General features: G+C 72.3%; 25 protein-coding genes. 12 read left to right on the top strand and 13 right to left on the bottom strand.

Going from position 1 to position 25,237, the window contains the following annotated elements; translation table 11 throughout:
* Positions 1-56: 56 nt before the first annotated feature.
* From IH80_RS0128850 to IH80_RS41075, 3 genes are read right to left on the bottom strand one after another with little or no spacing between them, the layout of a single operon-like run.
* The gene (locus IH80_RS0128850) at positions 57-692 is read right to left on the bottom strand and encodes a PH domain-containing protein (RefSeq protein ID WP_030964390.1); all 636 of its coding nucleotides are present in this window, start codon (positions 690-692) and stop codon (positions 57-59) included.
* Positions 693-728: 36 nt separating this feature from the next.
* Complete coding sequence (locus tag IH80_RS0128845) at positions 729-1,181, bottom strand: class F sortase (protein WP_051810075.1); 453 nt, start codon at positions 1,179-1,181, stop codon at positions 729-731.
* A gap of 30 nt (positions 1,182-1,211) precedes the next feature.
* Positions 1,212-2,264, bottom strand: coding sequence for a hypothetical protein (locus IH80_RS41075; protein ID WP_051810072.1), 1,053 nt, complete (start codon positions 2,262-2,264; stop codon positions 1,212-1,214).
* 252 nt (positions 2,265-2,516) lie between these two features.
* Between IH80_RS41075 and deoC the strand changes: the two genes are divergently transcribed.
* From deoC to IH80_RS0128825, 3 genes are read left to right on the top strand one after another with little or no spacing between them, the layout of a single operon-like run.
* The gene (gene deoC, locus IH80_RS0128835; RefSeq protein WP_030964387.1) at positions 2,517-3,479 is read left to right on the top strand and encodes a deoxyribose-phosphate aldolase; all 963 of its coding nucleotides are present in this window, start codon (positions 2,517-2,519) and stop codon (positions 3,477-3,479) included.
* 5 nt (positions 3,480-3,484) lie between these two features.
* Positions 3,485-4,921 carry an aldehyde dehydrogenase family protein gene (locus tag IH80_RS0128830; RefSeq protein WP_030964386.1) on the top strand — a complete coding sequence of 479 codons (1,437 nt, stop codon included), beginning with the start codon at positions 3,485-3,487 and terminating at the stop codon, positions 4,919-4,921.
* Positions 4,914-5,813: an aldehyde dehydrogenase family protein gene (locus IH80_RS0128825; protein ID WP_030964385.1), complete on the top strand. Its 900-nt coding sequence runs from the start codon at positions 4,914-4,916 to the stop codon at positions 5,811-5,813. The genes IH80_RS0128830 and IH80_RS0128825 overlap by 8 nt, the downstream gene beginning before the upstream one ends.
* 201 nt (positions 5,814-6,014) lie before the next feature.
* Here the strand turns inward: IH80_RS0128825 and IH80_RS0128820 are convergent, their stop codons facing one another.
* Positions 6,015-6,362, bottom strand: coding sequence for a hypothetical protein (locus tag IH80_RS0128820; RefSeq protein ID WP_030822874.1), 348 nt, complete (start codon positions 6,360-6,362; stop codon positions 6,015-6,017).
* Between the two features lie 51 nt (positions 6,363-6,413).
* On the opposite strand from IH80_RS0128820, the gene IH80_RS0128815 reads away from it, so the two are divergent.
* On the top strand, positions 6,414-7,115 hold the full coding sequence (locus tag IH80_RS0128815) for a uridine kinase family protein (RefSeq protein ID WP_078906789.1): 702 nt from the start codon (positions 6,414-6,416) through the stop codon (positions 7,113-7,115).
* A 181-nt stretch (positions 7,116-7,296) separates the two neighbouring features.
* On the opposite strand, the gene IH80_RS0128810 is transcribed toward IH80_RS0128815, so the two are convergent.
* Positions 7,297-7,995, bottom strand: coding sequence for a SigE family RNA polymerase sigma factor (locus tag IH80_RS0128810; RefSeq protein ID WP_030964383.1), 699 nt, complete (start codon positions 7,993-7,995; stop codon positions 7,297-7,299).
* Positions 7,996-8,195: 200 nt separating this feature from the next.
* On the opposite strand from IH80_RS0128810, the gene afsQ1 reads away from it, so the two are divergent.
* Genes afsQ1 through IH80_RS0128790 form a run of 3 tightly spaced genes read left to right on the top strand, consistent with a single transcriptional unit; the run spans position 8,196 to position 11,003 of the window.
* Positions 8,196-8,873, top strand: coding sequence for a two-component system response regulator AfsQ1 (gene afsQ1, locus IH80_RS0128800; protein ID WP_063754818.1), 678 nt, complete (start codon positions 8,196-8,198; stop codon positions 8,871-8,873).
* Positions 8,771-10,357, top strand: a complete 1,587-nt coding sequence (locus IH80_RS0128795; RefSeq protein WP_386396613.1) for a sensor histidine kinase — start codon at positions 8,771-8,773, stop codon at positions 10,355-10,357. The genes afsQ1 and IH80_RS0128795 overlap by 103 nt, the downstream gene beginning before the upstream one ends.
* A complete protein-coding gene (locus IH80_RS0128790; protein ID WP_051810070.1) occupies positions 10,350-11,003 on the top strand; it encodes a hypothetical protein in 654 nt (217 codons plus the stop codon). Before IH80_RS0128795 ends, IH80_RS0128790 begins: the two co-directional genes overlap by 8 nt.
* A gap of 272 nt (positions 11,004-11,275) precedes the next feature.
* On the opposite strand, the gene IH80_RS0128785 is transcribed toward IH80_RS0128790, so the two are convergent.
* The 3 genes from IH80_RS0128785 to IH80_RS0128775 form a co-directional block, all read right to left on the bottom strand.
* Positions 11,276-12,922 (bottom strand): phospho-sugar mutase, encoded by a 1,647-nt coding sequence (locus tag IH80_RS0128785; protein WP_030964380.1) that lies wholly within the window; start codon positions 12,920-12,922, stop codon positions 11,276-11,278.
* Between the two features lie 35 nt (positions 12,923-12,957).
* Positions 12,958-13,764 carry a purine-nucleoside phosphorylase gene (locus IH80_RS0128780; protein WP_030661588.1) on the bottom strand — a complete coding sequence of 269 codons (807 nt, stop codon included), beginning with the start codon at positions 13,762-13,764 and terminating at the stop codon, positions 12,958-12,960.
* 202 nt (positions 13,765-13,966) lie between these two features.
* Positions 13,967-14,404: a gamma-glutamylcyclotransferase gene (locus IH80_RS0128775; RefSeq protein WP_030822886.1), complete on the bottom strand. Its 438-nt coding sequence runs from the start codon at positions 14,402-14,404 to the stop codon at positions 13,967-13,969.
* A 198-nt stretch (positions 14,405-14,602) separates the two neighbouring features.
* On the opposite strand from IH80_RS0128775, the gene IH80_RS0128770 reads away from it, so the two are divergent.
* Both IH80_RS0128770 and IH80_RS0128765 read left to right on the top strand, forming a co-directional pair.
* Positions 14,603-16,042, top strand: coding sequence for an NAD(P)H-quinone dehydrogenase (locus tag IH80_RS0128770; protein WP_030964379.1), 1,440 nt, complete (start codon positions 14,603-14,605; stop codon positions 16,040-16,042).
* Between the two features lie 175 nt (positions 16,043-16,217).
* The gene (locus IH80_RS0128765) at positions 16,218-17,168 is read left to right on the top strand and encodes a DeoR/GlpR family DNA-binding transcription regulator (RefSeq protein ID WP_078906788.1); all 951 of its coding nucleotides are present in this window, start codon (positions 16,218-16,220) and stop codon (positions 17,166-17,168) included.
* Positions 17,169-17,341: 173 nt separating this feature from the next.
* Here IH80_RS0128765 and IH80_RS0128760 read toward each other — a convergent pair whose 3' ends face one another.
* Positions 17,342-19,105, bottom strand: coding sequence for an acetyl/propionyl/methylcrotonyl-CoA carboxylase subunit alpha (locus IH80_RS0128760; RefSeq protein WP_030964376.1), 1,764 nt, complete (start codon positions 19,103-19,105; stop codon positions 17,342-17,344).
* A gap of 489 nt (positions 19,106-19,594) precedes the next feature.
* Here IH80_RS0128760 and IH80_RS0128755 point away from each other — a divergent pair, with 489 nt between their 5' ends.
* On the top strand, positions 19,595-20,068 hold the full coding sequence (locus tag IH80_RS0128755) for a hypothetical protein (RefSeq protein ID WP_234432412.1): 474 nt from the start codon (positions 19,595-19,597) through the stop codon (positions 20,066-20,068).
* Here IH80_RS0128755 and IH80_RS0128750 read toward each other — a convergent pair.
* The 4 genes from IH80_RS0128750 to IH80_RS0128735 form a co-directional block, all read right to left on the bottom strand.
* Positions 20,049-20,678 (bottom strand): Maf family protein, encoded by a 630-nt coding sequence (locus tag IH80_RS0128750; RefSeq protein ID WP_030964374.1) that lies wholly within the window; start codon positions 20,676-20,678, stop codon positions 20,049-20,051. The two genes, IH80_RS0128755 and IH80_RS0128750, sit on opposite strands and share 20 nt — an antisense overlap.
* 22 nt (positions 20,679-20,700) lie before the next feature.
* Positions 20,701-20,835, bottom strand: coding sequence for a morphogenic membrane protein MmpB (gene mmpB / locus IH80_RS46950; protein WP_257856429.1), 135 nt, complete (start codon positions 20,833-20,835; stop codon positions 20,701-20,703).
* Positions 20,836-20,915: 80 nt separating this feature from the next.
* Positions 20,916-21,128 carry an acyl-CoA carboxylase epsilon subunit gene (locus IH80_RS0128740; protein WP_030964372.1) on the bottom strand — a complete coding sequence of 71 codons (213 nt, stop codon included), beginning with the start codon at positions 21,126-21,128 and terminating at the stop codon, positions 20,916-20,918.
* Positions 21,129-21,145: 17 nt separating this feature from the next.
* Positions 21,146-22,738, bottom strand: coding sequence for an acyl-CoA carboxylase subunit beta (locus IH80_RS0128735; protein WP_030964371.1), 1,593 nt, complete (start codon positions 22,736-22,738; stop codon positions 21,146-21,148).
* 131 nt (positions 22,739-22,869) lie between these two features.
* Between IH80_RS0128735 and IH80_RS0128730 the strand changes: the two genes are divergently transcribed.
* Together IH80_RS0128730 and IH80_RS0128725 are read left to right on the top strand one after the other, a co-directional pair.
* Complete coding sequence (locus tag IH80_RS0128730; protein ID WP_030964370.1) at positions 22,870-23,736, top strand: biotin--[acetyl-CoA-carboxylase] ligase; 867 nt, start codon at positions 22,870-22,872, stop codon at positions 23,734-23,736.
* Between the two features lie 220 nt (positions 23,737-23,956).
* Positions 23,957-25,105 carry an adenylate/guanylate cyclase domain-containing protein gene (locus IH80_RS0128725; RefSeq protein ID WP_030964369.1) on the top strand — a complete coding sequence of 383 codons (1,149 nt, stop codon included), beginning with the start codon at positions 23,957-23,959 and terminating at the stop codon, positions 25,103-25,105.
* The last annotated feature ends 132 nt before the right edge of the window (positions 25,106-25,237 follow it).

The following is a 25,237-nucleotide window of genomic DNA, read 5'->3' as shown; positions in this document are numbered from 1 at the left end:
CGGTTCCGCCCCGTGGGGGTGGCGGCGGGCACGGGCGGGTGCAGCCGCCGGCCGGGTCAGCGGACGGCGAGCAGGACGATCAGCAGCAGCGCGCCGGCCACGGCGGGCGCGATGATCTCGTACGACCACTGCACGCGGACGCTGCCCTGGGCGCCGGCCCGCTCGGCCCCGCGCTCGGCCAGCCGCTGGAGCTCGTCGACGATCCGGTCCGCGCTCGCCCGCATCGGCTCGGCCGGGACCCGGGCCTTCTCGCCGGGGGACCGCTGCTCCCGGTCGCGGAGCCCCTCGTGGCGCAGGCGCTGGCGGTTGGCCTTCTTCCGCTCGCGCAGCGACACGGGCACGGACCACAGCTGGTACTTGGACCCCTCGGCCAGCACCTCCGCCGAGTACCCGGAGCGCACGGCGTCCACGGCGGCCCACGGCAGCTCGATGATCCGGAACGGGTTCCGCACGCGCATCCGGTCGTCGTTGGCGAAGACGGCCGGGCGGATCGTGAACGCCACGATCAGCGGTACCGCGCACAGCGTCACCGCCAGCGCGATCCACGGGGTGTTCCCGGAGCCGCGCAGCACGGCGTCCCCGCAGAGCCACGCCGTCAGCGCGAGCAGCAGCACCCCCGAGACGACGCCCATGGTGGAGCGGTAGACCCGGTCGTCGTAGACCGGTTCATCGGTCGGCTGCTGGCTGCTCATGGGGTCGATTCTGCCCCACGGTGCCGCGTGGGCATATCAGCCCACGAGATCGGCGTACAGGATGATGTTGTCGGGCCGCCGGCCGTCCCTGAACTCGCCGCCGCAGGTGATGACGCGCAGCTCGGGGCGGGTGGTGTCGTCGTACACGTTGGCGGTCGGGAAGCGGTCCTTGCCGACCTGCTCCAGCTCGCGGACGCGGAAGACGGCGGTGGTGCCGTCCGCCCGCGAGACCGTGATCTCCTCGCCGGTGCGGACGCGCGAGACGTCCCCCAGCACGGCCGGGCCGCGGGGGGTGTCGAAGTGCCCGATCAGCACGGCGGGACCGGTCTCGCCGGGCGTGAGGCCTTCCGTGCACCAGCCGATCTTGTCCCCGTCGGCGACGGAGGGCACCTCGACGGTGCCGTCGGCGGCCAGCCCCAGCTCCAGCACCGGGGAGGCGTCCGCGCCGGTGGCAGGGATCCGTACCCGCACGGGGGCGGAGGCGGGCAACGGGGCCGCCGCGACGGGTGCGCGCTCGGATCAGCGCCGGGTGCGGTCGCGGCGGCGGGCGATGAAGGCCGCGCCGAGGCCGGCGACGATGGCGCCGAGGCCGGCGCCGGCGTAGCCGGTCGTGGAGTCGTCGGTGTCCTCGGCGGCGGGCTCGGCCCCGGCGGCGACGCCGCCCTCGGGCACGACGGACGTCTGGCCGACGGCCTGCGCCTTCGGGGCGCCGGGGGCGCCGGGGGCGGCGGAGGCGGTCTCGGCGGACGGCGTCGCGGACGGCGCGGCCGGCCCCGCGGCGGAGGGCGTGGGGGAGGAACCGGCGGACGGCGTGGCCGCCGGCTTCGGGGCGGGGGCCTCGTCCTGGACCGCGTAGGTGAACGCGCAGCCCGCGGGGAGCTCCGGGAAGAGCGCGGTCCCGAAGGGGTCCGCCTGCCCGGGGGTCTCGTACTCGAACGACGGCCGGGCCGCGCTCGGGTTCATGATGCGGGCGACGGTCCGGCCGCCCTTGACCAGGGCCGGGCCGGTGCGCGTCAGCTTCGTGGAGGGCTCCTTGGTGACCCCGTCCACCAGCTGCACCTGGGGCCCGTCGGGCGTCGTCGTCAGGTCGGCGACCAGCGTCCCGTGCAGACCGAGCCGCTTCGTCGCGGAGACGCACTCGGCGCCGTGGGCCCGGCCCGCCTCGGACAGCGGCATCGGGTAGGACGGGGGGACGCCCGCCTGCGTGACCGTGAGGAGGGGCGCGGCCGAGTTCATCCGGGTGATCTCCAGCTGCAGGCCGTTCGCGGAGTCGACGGGGTTCATGCGGTCCAGCACGGTCAGCACGCGGTACATGTAGTTGTCGCCCGGCTTCCAGTCGGGCCCGACGGCCCGGATCCAGGCCTCCGGGCCCTCCGCCTCATGACGCAGCACCGCCACCAGGCCCGCACCGATGTGCACCGGGGTGCCGGAGAACCGGTCGGCGGGGGACCCCTGGTCGACGGTCGCAGCCTGCGCGGCGGTCGTGGCGGCGTACGCGGTGCCCGCGGCGGGGGCGAGGAGCACACCGGTGACGACGGCGGTGGCGAGGCAGGCACGGAGGGCGGTACGCATAACGACTCCTTGAAGCGTGGTGCGGGAAGTGGAGGAGAGCCGCATGCCGCGTTTTCTCTGTCGGTTTTTCGTCCGGTGAGCTTCTGACGGGCTGCTGGGAAGAAATCTATTGATCTTGTGCGTGCGGTTGATCGCTCTCCTGTCATGGGCCGGTAACGGAGAGCGGAGGTGTCGATTCCGTAGCGGATCGGCCGGAATCGGGGGAGGGGGGTGACAGGTCGCTACGCGCGTAGATATGCTCATCTGGTGACCATGCCCACCACCCTCACCGCATTCGCTGACGTGACGACGTCCGACAGTGCGCTGCGCCGCTTCCTGCACGGGCTGCCCGGCGTCGACGCTGTCGGCCTGGAGGCCCGCGCGGCCTCCCTCGGCACCCGTTCGATCAAGACGACGGCCAAGGCGTACGCCATCGACCTGGCCATCTCGATGATCGACCTGACGACGCTGGAAGGCGCGGACACCCCGGGCAAGGTCCGGGCGCTCTCCGCCAAGGCCGTCCACCCCGATCCGACCGACCGCACGACCCCCATGACGGCCGCCGTCTGCGTCTACCCCGACATGGTGGCCACCGCCAAGGCCGCGCTGAACGGAGCCGACGTCAAGGTCGCCTCCGTCGCCACCGCCTTCCCGGCCGGCCGCGCCGCGCTGCCGGTCAAGCTCGCGGACACCCGTGACGCCGTCGCCGCCGGCGCCGACGAGATCGACATGGTCATCGACCGTGGCGCCTTCCTCGCGGGCCGCTACCTGGAGACGTACGAGCTGATCAAGGCCGTGAAGGAGGCCTGCGCCCGCCCCGACGGCAGCGCGGCCCGCCTGAAGGTCATCTTCGAGACCGGCGAGCTGTCCACGTACGACAACATCCGCCGCGCCTCCTGGATCGGCATGCTCGCGGGCGCCGACTTCATCAAGACGTCGACCGGCAAGGTGGGCGTCAACGCCACCCCCGCGAACACCCTGCTCATGCTCGAAGCCGTCCGCGACTTCAAGGCGCAGACTGGAATCCAGATCGGCGTGAAGCCGGCCGGCGGCATCCGCACCACCAAGGACGCGATCAAGTTCCTGGTCCTGGTCAACGAGACCGTGGGCGAGGACTGGCTGAGCAACACCTGGTTCCGCTTCGGCGCCTCCAGCCTGCTCAACGACCTGCTGATGCAGCGCCAGAAGCTGAGCACCGGCCGTTACTCCGGTCCCGACTACGTGACGGTGGACTGATCACCATGGCATCCCTCTTCGAGTACGCACCGGCTCCCGAGTCCCGCTCGGTCGTCGACATCGCCCCCTCCTACGGGCTCTTCATCGACGGCGAGTTCACCGACGCCGCCGACGGCAAGGTCTTCAAGACCGTCTCGCCCAGCAGCGAGGAAGTCCTCTCCGAGGTCGCCCAGGCCGGCGCCGCCGACGTGGACCGCGCCGTGAAGGCCGCCCGCAAGGCCTTCGAGAAGTGGTCCGCGCTGCCCGGCTCCGAGCGCGCCAAGTACCTCTTCCGCATCGCCCGGATCATCCAGGAGCGCAGCCGCGAGCTCGCCGTCCTGGAAACCCTGGACAACGGCAAGCCGATCAAGGAGACCCGCGACGCGGACCTCCCGCTGGTCGCCGCGCACTTCTTCTACTACGCGGGCTGGGCCGACAAGCTCGACCACGCGGGCTACGGCGCGAACCCGCGCCCGCTCGGCGTCGCCGGCCAGGTCATCCCTTGGAACTTCCCGCTGCTGATGCTCGCGTGGAAGATCGCCCCGGCGCTCGCCACCGGCAACACGGTCGTCCTCAAGCCCGCCGAGACCACCCCGCTCTCCGCACTGTTCTTCGCCGACATCTGCCGCCAGGCGGGCCTGCCCAAGGGCGTCGTCAACATCCTCACCGGGTACGGCGACGCGGGCGCGGCCCTCGTCGAGCACCCCGACGTCAACAAGGTCGCCTTCACCGGCTCGACCGCCGTCGGCAAGGCCATCGCCCGCTCCATCGCCGGCACCGACAAGAAGGTCACCCTGGAGCTGGGCGGAAAGGGCGCCAACATCGTCTTCGACGACGCCCCCATCGACCAGGCCGTCGAGGGCATCGTCAACGGCATCTTCTTCAACCAGGGCCAGGTCTGCTGCGCGGGCTCCCGCCTCCTCGTCCAGGAGTCGATCCACGACGAGCTGCTGGACTCCCTCAAGCGCCGCCTGTCCACGCTGCGCCTCGGCGACCCGCTCGACAAGAACACCGACATCGGCGCGATCAACTCCGCCGAGCAGCTCGCCCGGATCACCGCACTCGCGGACACCGGCGAGGCCGAGGGCGCCGAGCGCTGGTCCCCGGCGTGCGAGCTGCCCTCCGCCGGCTACTGGTTCGCCCCGACGCTCTTCAGCAACGTCACCCAGGCGCACACCGTCGCCCGCGACGAGATCTTCGGCCCGGTGCTGTCCGTGCTGACCTTCCGTACCCCCGACGAGGCCGTCGCCAAGGCGAACAACAGCCAGTACGGCCTGTCCGCCGGCATCTGGACGGAGAAGGGCTCGCGCATCCTCGCGGTCGCGAACCAGCTCCGCGCCGGTGTCGTGTGGGCCAACACGTTCAACAAGTTCGACCCGACCTCGCCCTTCGGCGGCTACAAGGAGTCGGGCTTCGGCCGCGAGGGCGGTCGCCACGGCCTGGAGGGCTACCTCGATGTCTGAGTCTTCTGCGACCCGCCTGAACGTCTTCAAGACCTACAAGCTGTACGTCGGGGGCAAGTTCCCCCGCTCCGAGAGCGGCCGGGTGTACGAGGTGACGGACTCCAAGGGCAAGTGGCTGGCCAACGCCCCGCTGTCGTCCCGCAAGGACGCGCGTGACGCGGTCGTCGCCGCACGCAAGGCCTTCGGCGGCTGGGCGGGCGCGACCGCCTACAACCGCGGCCAGATCCTCTACCGCATCGCCGAGATGCTGGAGGGCCGCCGCGAGCAGTTCGTCCGCGAGGTCGGCGAGGCCGAAGGCCTGTCCAAGTCGAAGGCGGCCGCCGTCGTCGACGCGGCCATCGACCGCTGGGTCTGGTACGCGGGCTGGACCGACAAGATCGGCCAGATCGTGGGCGGGGCCAACCCGGTCGCGGGCCCGTTCTTCAACCTCTCCACCCCCGAGCCGACGGGTGTCGTCACCGTCCTCGCCCCGCAGGACTCGTCCTTCCTGGGCCTGGTCTCCGTGATCGCCCCGGTGATCGCCACCGGCAACACGGCGGTCGTCATCGCCTCGGAGAAGGCGCCGCTCCCGGCCCTCTCCCTGGGCGAGGTGCTCGCCACCTCCGACCTGCCCGGCGGCGTCGTCAACATCCTGTCCGGCAAGGCCGGCGAGATGGGCCCGCACCTGGCGTCCCACCAGGACGTCAACGCGATCGACCTGGCCGGGGCCGATGCGGCACTCGCCAAGGAGCTGGAGATCGCGGCGGCCGACAACCTCAAGCGCGTCCTGCGTCCACAGCCTGTGGACGACTGGAGCGCCGACCCGGGCACGTCGCGCATGACGGCGTTCCTGGAGACCAAGACCGTCTGGCACCCCACCGGGTCGCTGGGCGCGGGCGGCTCGTCCTACTAGGACTCGCCCCCCCCCGCAAGACCGGCCCCGGCAGCGTCCCCCGCGCTGCCGGGGCCTTTGTGTGAGGGCTCGGTTCGCCTCCGGCGGCGCTGCTGTCGGCTCCAGGCGGGCGTACGTCCTCGAAACCGCTCGTTCCTCACGGTTTCTCCGGGCGCTCGCCCGCCTTCGCCGACGCGCCGCCTTCGGCTCACTCGCCGCGGCTCAGCGGGGGGCCAGGGGGCCCAGGAGGGACGAGACGGCCGCCGTGGGGAGTTCGCCGACCGACGGTCCCTGGGTGAGGATGCCCGTGACCGCCGTCGTACCCACCGCCGGGAAGTCCGCGACCTTGGTGGCGACCCCGTTGTCCAGCGGATCCACACCGGTGTGGGCGAGCGGGTTCACCTTGAGGTTCGCGATCGGGTCCGTGACCCCCGCCAGGGCCGCCGGAACGTCCAGCTCACCGGCCTGCGCACCCCCCGCCGCCATCGCCAGCGCGGCGCCGGCCATCGAGAGGGTCAGACCCGCGCTGCGGAGCCGGTTCGGTGCCGAAGGGGCTGCGTGACGTGCCATGAGGATCCCGCCTGTGGTCGTAGTCGCGTGCGCACGCAGCGTAGTCGAGGTGTGTTCCTGGACACCAACCGGTCACCCGGAGGATCCCCTACCCGGGGGAATGCTTCAGACTGGTGTCCCGTGAGCTCTTCCTCTCCCTCGCCGACCCGAGTCGTCCTCCTGACCGGTCCGTCCGGCTCCGGAAAATCCTCGCTGGCCGCCCGCTCCGGCCTGCCCGTGCTGCGCCTCGACGACTTCTACAAGGAAGCCGACGACCCCACACTCCCGCTCGTGGAGGGCAGCTCCGACATCGACTGGGACTCCCCGCTCTCCTGGGACGCCGACACCGCCGTCGCCGCGATCGCCGAGCTGTGCGCGTCGGGGCGAACGGACGTGCCGGTGTACGACATCGCCACCAGCTCCCGCACCGGCTGGGACACCCTCGACATCGCCCGCACCCCGCTGTTCATCGCGGAGGGCATCTTCGCCGCGGACGTGGCCGCCCGCTGCCAGGAACTGGGCCTCCTCGCGGACGCCATCTGCCTGCGAGGCCGCCCCTCGACGACCTTCCGCCGCCGGCTCGCCCGCGACCTGCGCGAGGGCCGCAAGTCCGTGCCGTTCCTGCTCCGCCGGGGCCTGCGCCTGATGCGTGCGGAACGGGGCATCGTGGCCCGCCACGTCGCCCTCGGCGCGCACGCCTGCGCCCGCGACGAGGCCCTCGGCCGCCTGGCCGCCGCCGCTGCGGGCCGCCACCGCACGACCGCCCCGGCCTAGGGTCCTCGCGCGCAGGGGCCGGACCAGGCCCCGCCGCGCGTGGACCACCGGAGCAGCGCATGCGAAAAGGCGGGACCGAGCGGACCCCCGGCCGCTCGATCCCGCCTTTTCATCCCCCCAACGGCCCCCGTCCCACCCCCGTAGGACGGGCCCCCCGGCCCGATGGTCTTCGTGGGTCGCGTTACGCGACCAGCTCCTCGAAGGACTCCGCCTCGTCGCGGCCGAAGCTCAGCGACTCGTCCTCCCGCAGGCGCCGCAGCGAGCGCCAGATGCTCGACTTCACCGTGCCGACGCTGATCCCGAGGATCTCCGCGATCTCCGGGTCCGTACGGCCCTCGTAGTAGCGCAGCACCAGCATCGTGCGCTGCGGCTCCGGGATCCGCGTCAGCGCCTGCCACAGCACCGCGCGCAGCTCCGTACCGCGCATCGCGTCCGTGTCGGAGGCCGTCTCCGGCAGCTCCTCCGTCGGGTACTCGTTCAGCTTCCGCCGACGCCACGCGCTGATGTGCAGGTTCGTCATCGTGCGGCGCAGGTAGCCGCCGACCGCAGCCTTGTCGCTGATCCGGTCCCAGGCGCGGTACGTGGAGAACAGCGCGCTCTGCAGCAGGTCCTCGGCTTCGTAACGGTCACCGGTGAGGTGGAAGGCCGTCGCGTACAGGGCGGCCCGCCGCTCCTGGACGTACGCCGTGAACTCCGCCTCGGAGGTGGAGGACGGGGTCTGCTGCTGGGCGGGAACCGCCTGGTACTGGTTTGCGTCAATGGCTACGACGTGGGCCGGCCGGGGCCGGGCGACCGCCACCGTACGGACAGCCGTCCGGCGGTTCACATCGTGCAGCCGCGTGACAACCGCGCTGGTGCTGGTGCTGTGCAGCGTGTTCATCTCGCGCCCCCCGTCGTGGAGTGTGTCTGCTTCGGATCGCTGTGCGTTGAGAAGAAGACTGCCGGGCCGACTTAACCGGGGTGTCCGTCGACTGTCACAGCACTGTCACAGCGTCCGCCGGGAGGACCCCGGCGGACTCCCGCAGGATCCGGCTCCCCTGACGGTCGAACTCCCGACGGCCCATGAGACAGAATGAGCCCGTGCCTTTCCTGTTGCTGATCGAGGACGACGACGCCATCCGCACGGCCCTCGAACTCTCCCTGTCACGCCAGGGCCACCGTGTGGCCACCGCGGCGACGGGCGAGGACGGCCTGAAACTGCTGCGCGAGCAGCGGCCGGATCTGATCGTGCTGGACGTGATGCTGCCCGGGATCGACGGTTTCGAGGTGTGCCGGCGCATCCGCCGCACCGACCAACTGCCGATCATCCTGCTCACCGCGCGCAGCGATGACATCGACGTGGTCGTCGGCCTGGAGTCCGGCGCCGACGACTACGTGGTCAAGCCGGTCCAGGGGCGGGTCCTCGACGCCCGCATCCGGGCCGTACTGCGCCGCGGCGAACGCGAGTCGAGCGACTCGGCGAGCTTCGGCTCCCTCGTCATCGACCGGGCCGCCATGACGGTGACCAAGAACGGCGAGGACCTCCAGCTCACCCCGACCGAGCTGCGGCTGCTCCTCGAACTGAGCCGCCGGCCCGGGCAGGCCCTGTCCCGCCAGCAACTGCTGCGGCTGGTCTGGGAGCACGACTACCTCGGCGACTCGCGGCTCGTCGACGCCTGCGTCCAGCGACTGCGCGCCAAGGTAGAGGACGTGCCCTCCTCGCCCACCCTGATCCGCACGGTCCGGGGCGTCGGCTACCGCCTGGACTCCCCGCAGTGATCCGGTCGTTGCTCGCGGGCCGGCGCTGGACCAGCCTGCGGCTGCGGCTCCTCGTGGTCTTCGCCCTGGTCGCCCTGACGGCCGCCGTGTCCGCGTCCGGGATCGCCTACTGGCTCAACCGCGAAGCCGTGCTCACCCGCGTCCAGGAAGCCGCCCTCGGCGACTTCCGGCAGGAGATGCAGAACCGTGCGGCCGCGCTGCCCGCCGACCCGACGTCCGAGGAACTGCAGCGCACCGCCGAGCTGATGGCGGGCAGCAGCCCCGGATACAGCGTGCTGCTCGTGCAGGAGGGCAAGGACAACCGCCAGCTGTACGGCGCGGCGGGGCCCGACAACTTCCGGCTCGCCGACGTGCCGAAGTCCCTGCAGAACGCGGTGAACGACCGGCAGAAGACGACCGCGGCCAACGACGCCGAGTACCACGTGTACTGGCAGCGGACGAAGCCGCGCGGCAACCCGTACCTCGTCGGCGGCACCCGGATCGTGGGCGGCGGGCCCACCGGCTACATGTACAAGTCGCTCGCCCAGGAGCGGGACGACCTGAACGCGCTCGGCTGGTCCCTGACCATCGCGACGATCCTCGCGCTGCTCGGCTCCGCGCTGCTCGCGCAGGCCGCGGCCCGCACCGTGCTCAAGCCCGTGCAGCGGCTCGGCGACGCGGCACGACGGCTCGGCGAGGGCGAACTGGACCACCGGCTCGACGTGTCCGGCACCGACGAACTCGCCGACCTGTCGCACACCTTCAACAAGACGGCCGAGGCGCTGGAGAAGAAGGTCGCCGACATGAGCGCGCGGGAGGAGGCCAGCCGGCGCTTCGTCGCGGACATGTCGCACGAGCTGCGCACCCCGCTGACGGCGCTGACGGCGGTCGCCGAGGTGCTGGAGGAGGAGGTCGAAGACCTCGATCCGATGATCGCACCGGCGGTCGGCCTGGTCGTCAGCGAGACGCGTCGGCTGAACATCCTGGTCGAGAACCTGATGGAGGTCACCCGCTTCGACGCCGGTACGGCCAAGCTGGTCCTGGACGACGTCAACGTCGCCGACCAGGTCACGGCCTGCATCGACGCCCGGGCCTGGCTCGACGCCGTCGAACTCGACGCCGAGCGGGACATCGTGGCGCGGCTCGACCCGCGCCGCCTCGACGTCATCCTGGCCAACCTGATCGGCAACGCGCTCAAGCACGGCGGCTCGCCGGTGCGGGTGTCGGTGACCGTGGAGGAGGACTGGCTGGTGATCGCGGTCCAGGACAACGGGCCGGGCATCCCCGAGGAGGTCCTGCCGCACGTCTTCGACCGCTTCTACAAGGCGAGCGCGTCGCGACCGAAGTCGGACGGGAGCGGGCTCGGACTGTCGATCGCCGTGGAGAACGCGCACATCCACGGCGGCGACATCACCGCGGCCAACGTGCCGGGCGCAGGGGCGCTGTTCACCCTGCGGCTGCCGATGGACGTGCGAAAGGCGATCAGTGGTGACGTGGATGCGTAAGGCCCTGCCGGCGGTGCCGGCCGTACTGGTCCCGCTCGTCGGGATCGCGCTGCTCGCCACGGCGGGCTGCGGGATCCGTGCGACGACCGTGCCCGTGGACGTGGGCGCGGCGCCCTCGCGCGTCTCCTGCGACACCCCGGCGCAGCCGGGCGGGCAGAGCGGGGCGCCGGGCTTCCCGGCCACGGTGGAGCTGGTCTGCGGATCGCAGCTGGTGGGCGTGGAGCGGATCGTTCCGATGCCCGAGAAGGGCACCGTACGGGACCCCGTCGTGCTGGCCGCGCAGGCACTGCTGGAGGCGCTGGAGCGGACGCCGAGCGCGGAGGAGCGGGACGCCGGCTTCACGACCGGGGTCCCGGCCGGGCTGACGGCGGGCGCGCCGAAGCCGGGCGACCCGGCGGGCACGGTGCGCCTCAGCCGCAAGCCGGAGGATCTGCCGCCGGTGGCGCTGTCGCAGATCGTGTGCACGCTGGCCGGCAGCGAGACGGTCTCGGCCGGGCCGGGGCCGGTGGTCCTGGGCGGACCGGACGCCGATCCGCCGCGGGCGTGGGAGTGCACGGACGCGGTCCGCTCGCGGCCGGAGTCCGTCCCGACGCTGGGCGAGATCGTCCGCCCGACCGCGACGGCGGCCCCGTCCCCCGCCCGCTGAGGTCCGCGCGGCTCCCGCCCGTGGGGGCGCTGAGGTCCGCGTCGGGGCGCGCCGCCCTTGCGGGGGCTCCGCCCCCGGACCCCCGCGCCTCACACGCCGGCGGGGCTGTTTTCAGCTGGGGAGAAGGTTCCGCGCAGCGGCCCCGTACGCCGACGGCCCCCTGAGCCGGGGCTCGGGGGGCCGAGGGGAAACGGGTGGCCAGGCCCCGCCGGACGGGGCGGGAACCTGGCCGGGCGGGGCCGGAGCCCCGCACCCGGTTCGCGGACGAAGGGCTAGATGCCCATCGCGGCTGCGAGGTCCTTCTTGATCGCGTCCAGGACTTCCTGGCCGGTCACGCGGGCCGACGCCAGGTCGGAGGCCTCGGCCACCGGGACGACGACCTCCAGGTAGCACTTCAGCTTGGGCTCCGTGCCCGACGGGCGGCAGATGACCCTGGCCTTGTACGCGCCGTCGAGGTAGTACCGCAGGCCGTCCGTGGGCGGCAGCGACGCCGTGCCCTTGGTCAGGTCCTCCGCCGAGACGACCCGCAGACCCGCCAGCGTGACCGGGGGCTCCGCACGCAGCTGCGCCATCGCGTTCGCGATGACCGTCAGGTCCGACACGCGGATCGAGAGCTGGTCGGTGGCGTGCAGGCCGTGGGCCATCGCCAGGTCGTCCAGCAGGTCGGTCAGGGTGCGGCCCTGCTCCTTCAGCTCCGAGGCCAGTTCGGCCACCAGCAGGGCGGCGGTCACGCCGTCCTTGTCGCGGACGCCCTCGGGGTCCACGCAGTAGCCGAGCGCCTCCTCGTAGCCGTAGCGCAGGCCCTCGACGCGGGCGATCCACTTGAAGCCCGTGAGGGTCTCCTCGTAACCGACGCCCGCGGCCTCCGCGATCCGGCCCAGAAGGCTGGAGGAGACGATCGACTCCGCGAAGACGCCGGTCGCGCCCTTGTGGACCAGGTGCGCCGCGAGCAGCGCGCCGACCTCGTCGCCGCGCAGCATCCGCCAGCCGTCCGCGGTGGGGACGGCCACCGCGCAACGGTCCGCGTCGGGGTCGTTCGCGATCACGATGTCCGGCTGGACCTCGGCGGCCCTGGCGAAGGCCAGGTCCATCGCGCCCGGCTCCTCCGGGTTGGGGAACGCCACCGTCGGGAAGGCCGGGTCCGGTTCGGCCTGCTCGGCGACCAGCACCGGCTCCGGGAAGCCGTGCCGGGCGAACGCCGCCATGACGACGTCCTTGCCGACACCGTGCATCGCCGTGTAGACCGTCCGCACGCCCCGGGGGGAGCCGGGGGTCAGGACGGCGTCCGTACGGGCGAGGTAGGCCTCCAGGACCTCGTCGCCGAGGTCCTCCCAGCCGGACTCCGGACGGGGCACCGAGGCGAGCGTGTCGACGCGGGCGATCTCCGCCGCGATCTCCGTGTCCGCCGGGGAGACGATCTGCGAGCCGTCGCCGAGGTAGACCTTGTAGCCGTTGTCCCGGGGCGGGTTGTGGCTCGCGGTCACCTCGACGCCGGCCACGGCGCCCAGGTGCCTTATGGCGTACGCGAGGACGGGCGTGGGCAGCGGGCGGGGCAGGACGGCCGCGCGCAGCCCGGCGCCGGTCATGACGGCCGCGGTGTCGCGGGCGAAGTCCGCCGACTTGTAGCGGGCGTCGTAGCCGACGACGACCAGGCCGTCTGCGTGGCCCTGCGCCTTCAGGTAGGCCGCGAGGCCCGCCGCCGCCCGGATGACCACGCCGCGGTTCATCCGCATCGGGCCCGCGCCGATCTCGCCGCGCAGTCCGGCGGTGCCGAACTGGAGGGTGCCGGAGAACCGGGCGGCGAGCTCCGCCGTGTCGCCCGCCCCGATGAGCGCGGCGAGTTCGGCCGCCGTCTCGGGGTCGGGGTCCTCCGCCAGCCAGGCCCGGGCCCGGGTGATCAGGTCGTCCTGTTCCTGCACTACTTCCGCCTTACCTCTCGTACGGTCCCGGAGCCTCAGATGCGGGCGAGGACCTGGGTCAGCAGCTTGCCCATGCGCGCGGCCGAGTCGCGGCCGGCCTGGAGGACCTCTTCGTGGTTCAGCGGCTCGCCCGAGATGCCCGCCGCCAGGTTGGTGACCAGGGAGATGCCGAGCACCTCGGCGCCGGCCTCGCGGGCGGCGATGGCCTCCAGAACGGTGGACATGCCGACGAGGTCGGCGCCCATCACGCGGATCATGTTGATCTCGGCCGGGGTCTCGTAGTGCGGGCCGGGGAACTGGACGTAGACGCCCTCCTCCAGGGAGGGGTCGATCTCCTTGCACAGCGCGCGCAGCTCGGGCGAGTACAGGTTCGTCAGGTCCACGAAGTTCGCGCCGATGATCGGCGAGGTGGCCGTCATGTTGATGTGGTCGCTGATCAGGACCGGCTGGCCGGGCTGCATGCCCTCGCGCAGACCGCCGCAGCCGTTGGTCAGCACGACGGTCTTGCAGCCCGCGGCGACGGCGGTGCGGACACCGTGGGCGACGGCGGCGACGCCGCGGCCCTCGTAGTAGTGGGTGCGCCCGAGGAAGACCAGCGCACGCTTGTCGCCGATCTTGTACGAGCGGACCTTGCCGCCGTGTCCTTCGACGGCGGCCGGGGGGAACCCGGGCAGCTCGGTGACGAGGAACTCGGCCTCGGGGGCGCCCAGGGCCTCGGCGGCGGGGGCCCAGCCGGAGCCCATGACGAGGGCGACATCGTGGGTCTCGGCGCCGGTGAGCTCCCGCAGGCGGGCGGCTGCGGCGTCGGCGGCGGCGGTGGGATCGGTAACAGATGCGTTCACGCTGACGAGCGTAGCCGCTCATTGCCTACGCGCGTAGATGGCACAGCTCACCATGCTCGGATCGTTGTCTTGTCGTTTCCCACCACATGTCCGCAGTGACCCGGTGTGACCTGCGGTGACCGCCCGGATCCGGGCGGCAGCCCGACCGGAAGGCAGGCCGGAAGCCCGACCGCAATCCCGGCCGGGCGGTCCCGCGGCGGAATCAGCAGGGGCGCTTGCGCAGCTCCATCACGTAGTCGTGCGGGGCGCCCGCGGACTCGGCCGCGTCCGCGATCTCGCCCAGGTAGCGCGCCGAGGGCAGGCCGCCCTCGTAGCCGTTGAGCACGTAGCACCAGGCGGCTTCCTCGCCGTCCAGCGTGTGCACCCGGATCCGCATGCGCCGGTAGATGTCGAGCCCGACGCCCTCCCAGCGGTCCATCGAGTCCTCGTCCAGCGGGGCGATGTCGTACAGGGCGACGAAGACCTGGTGGCGGGGCGCCTCGACGATCGTGGCGAGGGAGCCCTCCCAGCCCATCTGCTCGCCGCCGAAGGTCAGCCGCCAGTCGTTGATCCAGCCCGTGCCGCGCAGCGGCGAATGCGGAGCGCGGCGCGTCATCAGCCGCGGGTCGAGGTTGCCGGCGTACGCGGCGTAGAGCGACATGAGGTCGAGGGTACGGGAGGGGTGGCCGTGGCGGTGTGCCCGGCCGGGTGTACCCCGGACGGAGTCCCGGGAAGGGACCGGGCGCGAAGCACCTTGAAGCGTGCGGGACAATGGAGCACGGAATGCATCCCCCGGGGAGAACCCCCGGAACACCGGCCGGGCCGGCAGCCGGCCGGGTAGACGTGAGGCGGACTTTTCGTGACCCGGATCGTGATCATCGGCGGCGGACCCGGCGGGTATGAGGCGGCGCTGGTCGGCGCCCAGCTCGGCGCGGAGGTGACCGTCGTGGACTGCGACGGTCTGGGCGGGGCCTCGGTCCTGACCGACTGCGTACCTTCCAAGACTCTGATCGCGACCGCAGAGGTGATGACCACCTTCGACTCCTCCTACGAGGAGCTGGGGATCATCGTCGCGGACGACACCCCGCACATCGAGCAGGCGGCGCGCGTCGTGGGCGTGGACCTCGGCAAGGTGAACCGGCGCGTCAAGCGCCTCGCGCTCGCCCAGTCGCACGACATCACCGCCTCCGTCACCCGGGCCGGCGCCAAGGTCATGCGCGGCCGCGGCAAGCTCGGCGGCCCGCAGGGCATCGACGGCACCCGGGACGTCATCGTCACCGCCGCGGACGGCACCGAGACGATCCTGACGGCGGACGCCGTCCTCATCGCCACCGGCGGCACCCCGCGCGAGATCCCCGACGCCCAGCCCGACGGCGAGCGCATCCTGAACTGGACGCAGGTCTACGACCTGGACGAGCTCCCCGAGGAGCTCATCGTGGTCGGTTCCGGTGTCACCGGTGCGGAGTTCGCCGGCGCGTACCAGGCGCTCGGCTCCCGGGTCACCCTGGTGTCCTCCCGCGACCGCGTGCTGCCGGGCGAGGACCCCGACGCGGCCGCCGTCCTGGAGGACGTCTTCCGGCGCCGCGGCATGAACGTCGTCGGGCGCTCGCGCGCCGAGTCCGCCAAGCGGGTCGGCGACCGGGTCGAGGTCACCCTCTCCGACGGCCGGGTGCTGACCGGCACCCACTGCCTGATGGCGGTCGGCGCGATCCCGAACACCCAGAACATGAACCTGGAGGAGTCCGGCGTCCGCCTCAAGGACTCCGGGCACATCTGGACCGACAAGGTCTCGCGCACCTCCGCGCCGGGCGTCTACGCCGCCGGTGACGTCACGGGCGTCTTCGCGCTCGCCTCCGTCGCCGCCATGCAGGGGCGCATCGCGATGTACCACTTCCTCGGCGACGCGGTGGCCCCGCTGAACCTGAAGACGGTGTCCTCGAACGTCTTCACCGACCCCGAGATCGCCACCGTCGGCTACACCCAGGCGGACGTGGACGCCGGCAAGATCGACGCCCGTGTGGTGAAGCTGCCGCTGCTGCGCAACCCCCGCGCCAAGATGCAGGGCATCCGCGACGGCTTCGTGAAGATGTTCTGCCGCCCGGGCACCGGCATCGTGGTCGGCGGTGTGGTCGTCTCCCCGCGAGCGAGCGAGCTCATCCACCCGATCTCGATCGCCGTCGACAACAATCTGACGGTCGAGCAGATCGCAAACGCGTTCACCGTGTACCCCTCGCTGTCCGGGTCGATCGCCGAGGTCGCCCGCCAGCTGCACACCCGGAAGGCCGGCGGGGAGGCGTAAGCACCCCCAACCGCCCCGCGCCCCAAGGGTGTTGGGTCGGTGCGCGGCCGCGTGGCCGGGTGTTCACCCAGACCTCGGGCCGCGTATACCACTAGTCGCCCCGCCATATGGACAACTTCGGTATTCCGGCGCAAAGAGCTGAAAGCAGACGGTCGTTGGGGTTACTGTCAGTTTCGTGTTCGCTGCAGAACGTCGCCAATTGATCCTCGAAATGGTGCGGGCCAACGGAGCGGTTTCGCTCCGGGAGCTCGCCCGCGTCGTCCAGACCTCCGAAGTGACCGTACGGCGGGACGTGCGGGCACTGGAGGCCGAAGGACTCCTCGACCGCCGACACGGCGGTGCGGTCTTGCCGGGCGGTTTCACGCGGGAGTCCGGCTTTCCGCAAAAGTCCCATCTCGCGACGGCGGAGAAGACCGCCATCGCCGATGTCGCGGCCGGCCTCGTCGAAGAGGGCGAGGCCGTCGTCGTCGGCGCGGGCACCACGACCCAGGAGCTGGCCCGTCGGCTCGCCCGGGTGCCCGGCCTGACCGTCGTGACCAACTCCCTCCTGGTCGCCCAGGCACTGGCCCACGCCAACCGGGTCGAGGTCGTCATGACCGGCGGCACCCTGCGCGGGTCCAACTACGCCCTCGTCGGCAGCGGGGCCGAGCAGTCCCTCCAGGGGCTCCGGGTCTCCCGCGCCTTCCTCTCGGGCAGCGGCCTGACGGCGGAGCGGGGCCTGTCCACGTCCAACATGCTCAGCGCGAGCGTGGACCGGGCGCTGGTGCAGGCGGCCGCGGAGGTGGTGGTCCTGGCGGACCACACCAAGCTCGGCACGGACACGATGTTCCAGACGGTGCCGACGGACGTCATGACCCGCCTGGTCACCGACGAGCCCCCGCCGCACGACGACCGCGCGGCCACCGAGCTCCACGCCCTGGCGGACCAGGGCGTCCAGATCACCGTGGCCGGCGGCCCCGTCGCCTCGGGCGGCGTGGACGGCATGGGCGCCCGCCGTCCCCGCCGCGACTCCCCCCTCCCGGTCCAGCGCCGCGGCGGCCCGACGGCCCAGCTCCGCAGCGCCTCGGCCCTGCCGGAGCCGGGCGACCGCGAACGGGCCCGCGTGGCGGACATGCGGCGGCGGTAGCCGCCGGTCCTGCCCATGCCCCGCCCCAGTCGTGGCATTGCCGAACGGCTCCACCGGAACGGGATCCGGCGGAGCCGTTGCGGCGTGCCCGGCCGCTGACTGCAGCCGACATGACACCGGCCCCCAGGACCGTTCGGGTCCTGGGGGCCGGGTGCGTTCTGCGGGGGCCGGTATCAGTCCTTGATCTCGCAGATCGTGGCGCCGGAGGTGACCGAGGCGCCGACCTCGGCGGTGAGGCCCACGACGGTGCCGGAGCGGTGCGCGTTGAGAGGCTGCTCCATCTTCATCGCTTCCAGTACGACGATCAGTTCACCCTCGGTGACCTGCTGGCCCTCCTCGACCGCGACCTTGACGATCGTGCCCTGCATCGGGGAGGCGAGCGTGTCGCCGGAGGCGGCCGGGCCGGACTTCTTGGCCGCGCGGCGCTTCGGCTTCGCACCGCCCGCGGCGGCCGTACGGGCCAGGGTCATGCCGAGGGAGGACGGCAGCGAGACCTCCAGGCGCTTGCCGCCGACCTCGACGACGACCGTCTCGCGGCCCGGCTCGTCCTCGGTCTCCTCCGCGGCCGGAGCCGTGAACGCGGGGATCTCGTTGACGAACTCCGTCTCGATCCAGCGCGTGTAGACCGTGAAGGGGCTGCCGTCGGTGGGCGCGAACGCCGGGTCGGCGACGACCGCACGGTGGAAGGGGATGGCCGTGGCCATGCCCTCGACCTCGAACTCGGCGAGCGCGCGGGCGGCGCGCTGCAGCGCCTGCTCGCGGGTGGCGCCGGTGACGATCAGCTTGGCCAGCAGGGAGTCCCAGGCCGGGCCGATGACGGAGCCGGACTCGACGCCCGCGTCGAGGCGGACGCCCGGGCCGGTCGGCGCGACGAACTTCGTCACCGTGCCGGGCGCCGGGAGGAAGCCGCGGCCCGGGTCCTCGCCGTTGATGCGGAACTCGATGGAGTGACCGCGCAGGACCGGGTCGCCGTAGCCGAGCTCCTCGCCGTCGGCGATGCGGAACATCTCGCGGACCAGGTCGATGCCGGCGACCTCCTCGGTGACCGGGTGCTCGACCTGGAGGCGGGTGTTGACCTCCAGGAAGGAGATCAGGCCGTCGGCGGAGACCAGGAACTCCACGGTGCCGGCGCCGACGTAGCCGGCCTCCTTCAGGATGGCCTTGGAAGCGGCGTACAGCTCCGCGTTCTGGGCCTCCGTCAGGAACGGCGCGGGAGCCTCCTCCACCAGCTTCTGGTGGCGGCGCTGGAGGGAGCAGTCACGGGTCGAGACGACCACGACGTTGCCGTGCGAGTCGGCCAGGCACTGCGTCTCGACGTGGCGCGGCTTGTCGAGGTAGCGCTCGACGAAGCACTCGCCGCGGCCGAAGGCGGCGACGGCCTCGCGGACGGCGGATTCGTAGAGCTCCGGCACCTCTTCGAGGGTGCGGGCGACCTTCAGGCCGCGGCCGCCACCGCCGAAGGCCGCCTTGATGGCGATCGGCAGGCCGTGCTCCTTGGCGAAGGCGACGACCTCCTCGGCCCCGGAGACCGGGTCCGGCGTACCGGCGACCAGCGGCGCGCCGGCGCGCTGGGCGATGTGACGGGCGGCCACCTTGTCGCCGAGGTCACGGATGGCCTGCGGCGGCGGGCCGATCCAGGTCAGGCCGGCGTCGATCACGGCCTGGGCGAAGTCGGCGTTCTCGGACAGGAAGCCGTATCCGGGGTGGATGGCGTCCGCACCCGAGTCGGCGGCGGCCTGGAGGACCTTGGAGATGTCCAGGTAACTGGCGGCCGGGGTGTCACCGCCCAACGCGAAAGCTTCGTCGGCCGCGCGGACGTGCAGAGCGTCCCGGTCCGGATCGGCGTAGACGGCTACGCTCGCGATCCCGGCGTCCCGGCAGGCCCGAGCAACGCGGACAGCGATTTCGCCACGGTTGGCGATGAGCACCTTGCGCACGATGGCTCCCTCCTTGAAACAAGCTGAGTTTAGGGACAGCCCACACGGCCTTTCGACCCTTCCCCGGTGGTGACCTTGCCCACACAGAGTGTGATGCGAGGTCCGCTCCGCCGGAGAACCCTTGTGGCGCCCCAGGTCAGGGGGATCCCCGACTGCACAGTAACCCCGTCATGTATCCAAGGTCTCTGTCCCCCGGGTCAGCGGCCCCGGGTGATTCTTTGTCGAGTCCCTACGAACGGCCCACATTTTCTTTGCGGTCGAGCGAGGAGTTGTCCCCTTGTTTACTGATTGGTAGCTCCGTCGTCCCGCAGGGCGAACCGGGACAACACCGTACCCACAGCGAGGTGGCCGACCGGGCTCCCTACGGGCCGCAGCGCGCCGGGCGTGTACTCCGGACGGGCGATGCGGGCGCATCTCTTGCCCGCCGGGCTACCCGTTAGTAGCCTCCAGGCGTCGAACGGGCGTATGGCGCTTGGGGGGTGGGTGCACGTGGTGCGAAGACTCGTGGCCGGACTGGCCGCGATCGTGCTGGTCGCGGAAGCCGCCGTGCTGGTGCTCGTCCACATCGTGCTGGGCCGGACCACGGCCAACCAGTCGATGTCCATCGCGGGCAGCGACCCGGAGGTCATGTCCAGGGCCACCTACGCCATGGGGGCGGGCATGGGCGCCTTCCTCCTGCTGTGCGCCGTGCTCTGCGCCCTCGCCGCGCTGCGCGACCGCCCGCCGGGCCGGTTCGCCCGGGTCGTGCTCATCGCCGCCGCCGTCACCCACGCGGTGCTCGGCATGCTCGCCGTCGGCCTGGTCGGCTGGGCGGCGTTCGCGACGCTGATGCTGATCCTGTGTCTGCTCGTGCTGATCCTGACGCTCTACCCCGCCGCCGCCCGGCAGGTGGACGGCGGAGGCCCGGTCGAGGACGCCCCGCCACCGCCGCCGTTCGGGGAGCTCAAGCCCACAAGTCCGTGATGGACACGTCCAGTTCGCCCAGCAGCGAGCGCAGCAGCGGCATCGACAGGCCGATCACGTTGCCGTGATCCCCGTCGATGCCGTCGATGAACGGCGCCGACAGCCCGTCCAGGGTGAACGCCCCCGCCACGTGCAGCGGCTCGCCGCTGGCCACGTACGCCGCGACCTCCGCGTCCGTCGGCTCGCCGAAGCGGACCGTCGTCGACGCCGTGGCCGAGACCTGCCGCCCCGTCGCCGTGTCGATCACGCAGTGCCCGGTGCGCAGCACGCCGGCCCGGCCGCGCATCGCCTTCCAGCGCGCGGTGGCCTCCTCGGCGTCCGCGGGCTTGCCCAGCGCCTCGCCGTCCAGCTCCAGCACCGAGTCGCAGCCGATCACCAGGGCGCCCGAGGCCTCGTCCAGGCCCGCGACGACGGCCGCCTTCGCCTCGGCCAGCGCCAGCGCCAGCGCGGCCGGCTCGTCGTGGTCGAGGGTGTCCTCGTCGAAGCCGCTGACGATCACGTGCGGGGCGAGACCTGCCTGCCGCAGCAGGTTCAGCCGGGCGGGGGAGGCGGAGGCGAGGACGAGCTTGCGCACGTTCGCGGGCTGGGGTGTGGCAGTCATGCCCGCCATCGTAGGTGCGGGTGCGGGCGGCTCAGAAGTGGCTCACGCCGAGGACGTAGACCACCACGAGCATGGCGAGGGCGAGCACCACGGTGAGCCGCCGGATCATCGCCTGCGCGTCGCGCATGTCCTTGGGCGGCTCGTTCTTCGGGTCGGACCAGAGCATGTTCCGATCCTGGCCCCGCGGGCCGGTGCGGCGCCTGAGTACGGGTACTCAGGCGCCGCACCGCGTTCACCACACGCCGGCTATCCGGGCCAGTACGTCCGGCCCCAGGCCCGCGGCCCCGGCTGCGGCAGCCGGCGCCGGGCCACCCGGGCCGGCGTCGACCACTCGTCCGTGACCTGCGGGGCGCCCGACGGTGCCGACGAAGCCAGCAGCGCCGCGCGCGCCTGGACCACCGCCAGTGCGGCGGCCAGCTCCTCAGGGGTCGGATTGCCCTTGACGACCTTGATCACCACGGTGACCTCCTGAGCGACTAGAGGGGGATGTTGCCGTGCTTCTTCGGCGGCAGGGACTCCCGCTTGGTACGCAGCTGCCGCAGCCCCTTCACCACGTGCGCGCGGGTCTCGGACGGCATGGTCACCGCGTCGATGTAACCGCGCTCGGCCGCCGTGTACGGGTTGAGCAGCGCGTCCTCGTACTCGGCGATGAGCCGGGTCCGGGTCGCCTCCACCTCCTCGGGAGCGGTCTCGGCGAGGGTGCGGCGGTGCAGGATGTTCACCGCGCCCTGCGCGCCCATGACGGCGATCTGCGCGGTCGGCCAGGCCAGGTTCAGGTCCGCGCCGAGGTGCTTGGAGCCCATGACGTCGTAGGCGCCGCCGAAGGCCTTGCGGGTGATGACGGTGATCAGGGGGACGGTGGCCTCGGCGTACGCGTAGATCAGCTTGGCGCCGCGCCGGATGATTCCGTTGTACTCCTGGTCGGTGCCGGGGAGGAAGCCCGGCACGTCCACGAACGTCAGCACCGGGATGTTGAAGGCGTCGCAGGTCCGCACGAAGCGGGCGGCCTTCTCGGAGGCGTCGATGTCCAGGCAGCCGGCGAACTGCATCGGCTGGTTGGCGACGATGCCGACCGGGTGGCCCTCGACCCGGCCGAACCCGGTCAGGATGTTCGGCGCGAAGAGCGACTGCGTCTCCAGGAACTCCGCGTCGTCGAGCACGTGCTCGATCACGGTGTGCATGTCGTACGGCTGGTTCGCGCTGTCCGGGATCAGCGCGTCGAGCTCGCGGTCGCTGTCGGAGACCTCGGTGTCGGCCTCCTCCGGGAAGGCGGGCGGCTCGGAGAGGTTGTTCGACGGGAGGTACGACAGGAGCGACTTCACGTACTCGATGGCGTCCTTCTCGTCGCCCGCCATGTGGTGGGCGACGCCGGACGTGCTGTTGTGCGTACGGGCCCCGCCCAGCTCCTCGAAGCCGACGTCCTCGCCGGTGACCGTCTTGATGACGTCCGGGCCGGTGATGAACATGTGCGAGGTCTGGTCGACCATCACCGTGAAGTCGGTGATCGCGGGCGAGTACACGGCGCCGCCCGCGCAGGGCCCGACGACCAGGCTGATCTGTGGGATCACGCCGGAGGCGTGGACGTTGCGACGGAAGATCTCGCCGTACATGCCGAGCGCGCTGACGCCCTCCTGGATGCGGGCACCGCCGGAGTCGTTGATGCCGACGAGCGGGCAGCCGGTCTTCAGCGCGAAGTCCATGACCTTCATGATCTTCTGGCCGAAGGTCTCGCCGAGGGCTCCGCCGAAGACGGTGAAGTCCTGCGAGAACACGGCGACGGGGCGGCCGTCGACCGTGCCGTAGCCGGTGACGACGCCGTCGCCGTAGGGGCGGGTCTTCTCCAGCCCGAAGTTGGTGGAACGGTGCCGGGCGAACTCGTCCAGCTCGACGAAGGAACCCTCGTCCAGCAGAAGGGCAACCCGCTCACGCGCCGTCAGCTTGCCCTTGGCGTGCTGCTTCTCCACGGCACGGGCGGAACCGGCGTGGGTGGCTTCGTCGATGCGGCGCTGCAGATCCGCGATCTTGCCCGCGGTGGTGTGCATGTCGATCGGCTCTGACGGATGTGACATCGGGGTCGCGGCTCCCTGCATGGTGTCAACTGCCTGGTCAATTGATTGACTACTGCTGGCTACTGGTGCGTAGCGTATCGGCGGGCATGGCGCTCGGCAGTGCGGCGTTTGACACACCTACATTGGGTTGCATGACGCCATCAGATGCATCAGCCGGAGCCTCCGCAGGTCGTTGGTCGAGCCTGGACCGGCCGCCGCTCAATGCCGCAGCGCTGCGGCGGGCCCTCGTCACCGGGGACGGGCTGTGGACCTCCGTGGAGGTGGTCGCCTCCACCGGGTCCACCAATACCGACCTTGCCACGCGGGCGGCCGAGCTGCCCGAGGGGGCCGTGCTCGTCGCCGAGGAGCAGAGCGCCGGACGGGGCCGGCTCGACCGGAGCTGGGTGGCTCCGGCCCGCTCCGGGCTGTTCTTCTCCGTGCTGTTCAAGCCGGGCGACGCGGTCCCGCAGGAGCAGTGGGGGTGGCTGACCCTCCTGGCGGGCGTGGCCACCGCGACCGGGCTCTCCCGGGCCGCCGGCGTGGACACCGCACTCAAGTGGCCCAACGACCTGCTGGTCAGTGTCGAGGGCGAGGAGCGCAAGGCCGGCGGCATCCTCGCCGAGCGCACCGCGGACGGCATCGTCGTCGGAATCGGGCTCAACGTCACCCTGACCGAGGAGGAGCTCCCGGTGCCCGCCGCCGGGTCGCTGCTGCTGGCCAAGGCCACCGTGACCGACCGCGAACCGCTGCTGAAGGCCGTGCTGCGCTCCCTGGAGGAGTGGTACGGGAACTGGCGCGCGGCCGGTGGCGACCCGGCCGCCAGCGGCCTCCAGGAGACCTACGCGGCGGGCTGCGCCACCCTCGGCCGGCACGTGCGCGCGGAGCTCCCGGGCGGGCGCACCCTCACCGGAACGGCCGAAGCCGTCGACACCGATGGCCGCCTGGTGATCCGTACGGCCGAAGGGGCCCACGAGGCGGTGGGGGCGGGTGACGTCGTCCACCTGCGATCCGTGCACTGACGCGGGTGGGGCCGGGCATGCGGCGCAATGCGCGGAATGCTGCGTTTTCGGGTCGTACGGCCCCACGCACGCCGCGCGGAGCCCGGGCCCGGCCCGGATCCGCCCCGGGGAGGGGGAGTGAGCTACGGCACACCTGCCGTATGGTTTAGGCGATCCCGCTGCTCGTGGTGATCAACCGGTTCGGCAGGGCAGTGCGCACGGAATGGACAGGAGGCGGCCCTTGACCGTCGACGACTCTGCCTCCGGCGCGTCCGCCCCCGGGCCCAGCGGTCCCGGCACCCCGATCGGACGCGACCAGCACACTCCCCACCACGAGGTGGACCACACCGTGCAGCCGACGGCGGATCCCCTCGCGATCCGCCTGGAGCAGCTGATCCTCGGCGCCGAGCGCCGCTACACGCCGTTCCAGGCCGCCCGCAGCGCCGGGGTGTCGATGGAGCTCGCCTCCCGCTTCTGGCGGGCCATGGGCTTCGCCGACATCGGCCAGGCCAGGGCGCTGACGGAGGCCGACGTACTGGCCCTGCGCCGGCTCGCCGGTCTGGTGGAGGCCGGGCTGCTGTCGGAGCCGATGGCGGTGCAGGTGGCACGGTCCACCGGGCAGACCACGGCGCGGCTGGCGGAGTGGCAGATCGACTCGTTCCTGGAGGGGCTCACGGAGCCGCCGGAGCCGGGGATGACCCGTACGGAGGTCACGTACCCCCTGGTCGAGCTGCTGCTGCCGGAGCTGGAGGAGTTCCTCGTCTACGTGTGGCGGCGCCAGCTGGCGGCGGCCACCGGACGCGTGGTGCAGGTCGCGGACGACGAGGAGATGGTCGACCGGCGGCTCGCGGTGGGCTTCGCCGACCTGGTGGGCTTCACCCGCCTGACGCGCCGCCTGGAGGAGGAGGAGCTCGGCGAGCTGGTCGAGTCCTTCGAGACGACCGCGGCGGACCTGGTGGCCGCGTACGGCGGCCGGCTGATCAAGACGCTCGGCGACGAGGTGCTGTACGTCGCCGACGACGCGGCGACGGCGGCGGAGATCGCGCTGCGGCTCATCGAGACGATGGAGGCCGACGCGCAGATGCCCGAGCTGCGGGTCGGGATCGCCTTCGGCACGGTGACGACCCGGATGGGCGACGTCTTCGGGACCACGGTGAACCTCGCGAGCCGGCTGACGTCCATAGCCCCCAAGGACGCCGTGCTGGTGGACGGGGCGATGGCCGAGGAGCTGTCCCGGACCGGCGCCGCACCGGTGTCGGAGAAGGAGGCGGAGGCGGAGCCCGGCGAGGGCGCGGCCTACCGGTTCGCCCTCCAGCCGATGTGGCAGCGGCCGGTGCGCGGCCTGGGCGTCGTCGAGCCCTGGTCGCTGACGCGCCGCAAGCGCCGCTGACACCCGCCCGCCCGCGCGCTCCGGCTGCCGCCGGGATCCGCCAGGGCGGGCATCCGCGCCCGCGTGCCCCGGGCGGGGCATCCGCGCCCGCCCGCCCCGGGTGCCGCAGGTGCCCGCACGAGCCACCGGCGC

The organism is Streptomyces sp. NRRL S-378, assembly GCF_000720645.1.
Taxonomy (GTDB): Bacteria; Actinomycetota; Actinomycetes; order Streptomycetales; family Streptomycetaceae; genus Streptomyces.
The sequence above is the reverse complement of the archived record's forward strand: the minus strand, read 5'-3'. Positions and strand labels throughout refer to the sequence as shown.

Coding starts and splice junctions, on each gene's coding strand:
- IH80_RS0128850 (WP_030964390.1), bottom strand. CDS start 692: ATGAGCAGCCAGCAGCCGACCGATGAACCGGTCTACGACGACCGGGTC.
- IH80_RS41075 (WP_051810072.1), bottom strand. CDS start 2,264: ATGCGTACCGCCCTCCGTGCCTGCCTCGCCACCGCCGTCGTCACCGGT.
- deoC (WP_030964387.1), top strand. CDS start 2,517: ATGCCCACCACCCTCACCGCATTCGCTGACGTGACGACGTCCGACAGT.
- IH80_RS0128830 (WP_030964386.1), top strand. CDS start 3,485: ATGGCATCCCTCTTCGAGTACGCACCGGCTCCCGAGTCCCGCTCGGTC.
- IH80_RS0128825 (WP_030964385.1), top strand. CDS start 4,914: ATGTCTGAGTCTTCTGCGACCCGCCTGAACGTCTTCAAGACCTACAAG.
- IH80_RS0128820 (WP_030822874.1), bottom strand. CDS start 6,362: ATGGCACGTCACGCAGCCCCTTCGGCACCGAACCGGCTCCGCAGCGCG.
- IH80_RS0128810 (WP_030964383.1), bottom strand. CDS start 7,995: ATGAACACGCTGCACAGCACCAGCACCAGCGCGGTTGTCACGCGGCTG.
- IH80_RS0128790 (WP_051810070.1), top strand. CDS start 10,350: ATGCGTAAGGCCCTGCCGGCGGTGCCGGCCGTACTGGTCCCGCTCGTC.
- IH80_RS0128775 (WP_030822886.1), bottom strand. CDS start 14,404: ATGTCGCTCTACGCCGCGTACGCCGGCAACCTCGACCCGCGGCTGATG.
- IH80_RS0128750 (WP_030964374.1), bottom strand. CDS start 20,678: ATGGCGGGCATGACTGCCACACCCCAGCCCGCGAACGTGCGCAAGCTC.
- mmpB (WP_257856429.1), bottom strand. CDS start 20,835: ATGCTCTGGTCCGACCCGAAGAACGAGCCGCCCAAGGACATGCGCGAC.
- IH80_RS0128735 (WP_030964371.1), bottom strand. CDS start 22,738: ATGTCACATCCGTCAGAGCCGATCGACATGCACACCACCGCGGGCAAG.
- IH80_RS0128730 (WP_030964370.1), top strand. CDS start 22,870: ATGACGCCATCAGATGCATCAGCCGGAGCCTCCGCAGGTCGTTGGTCG.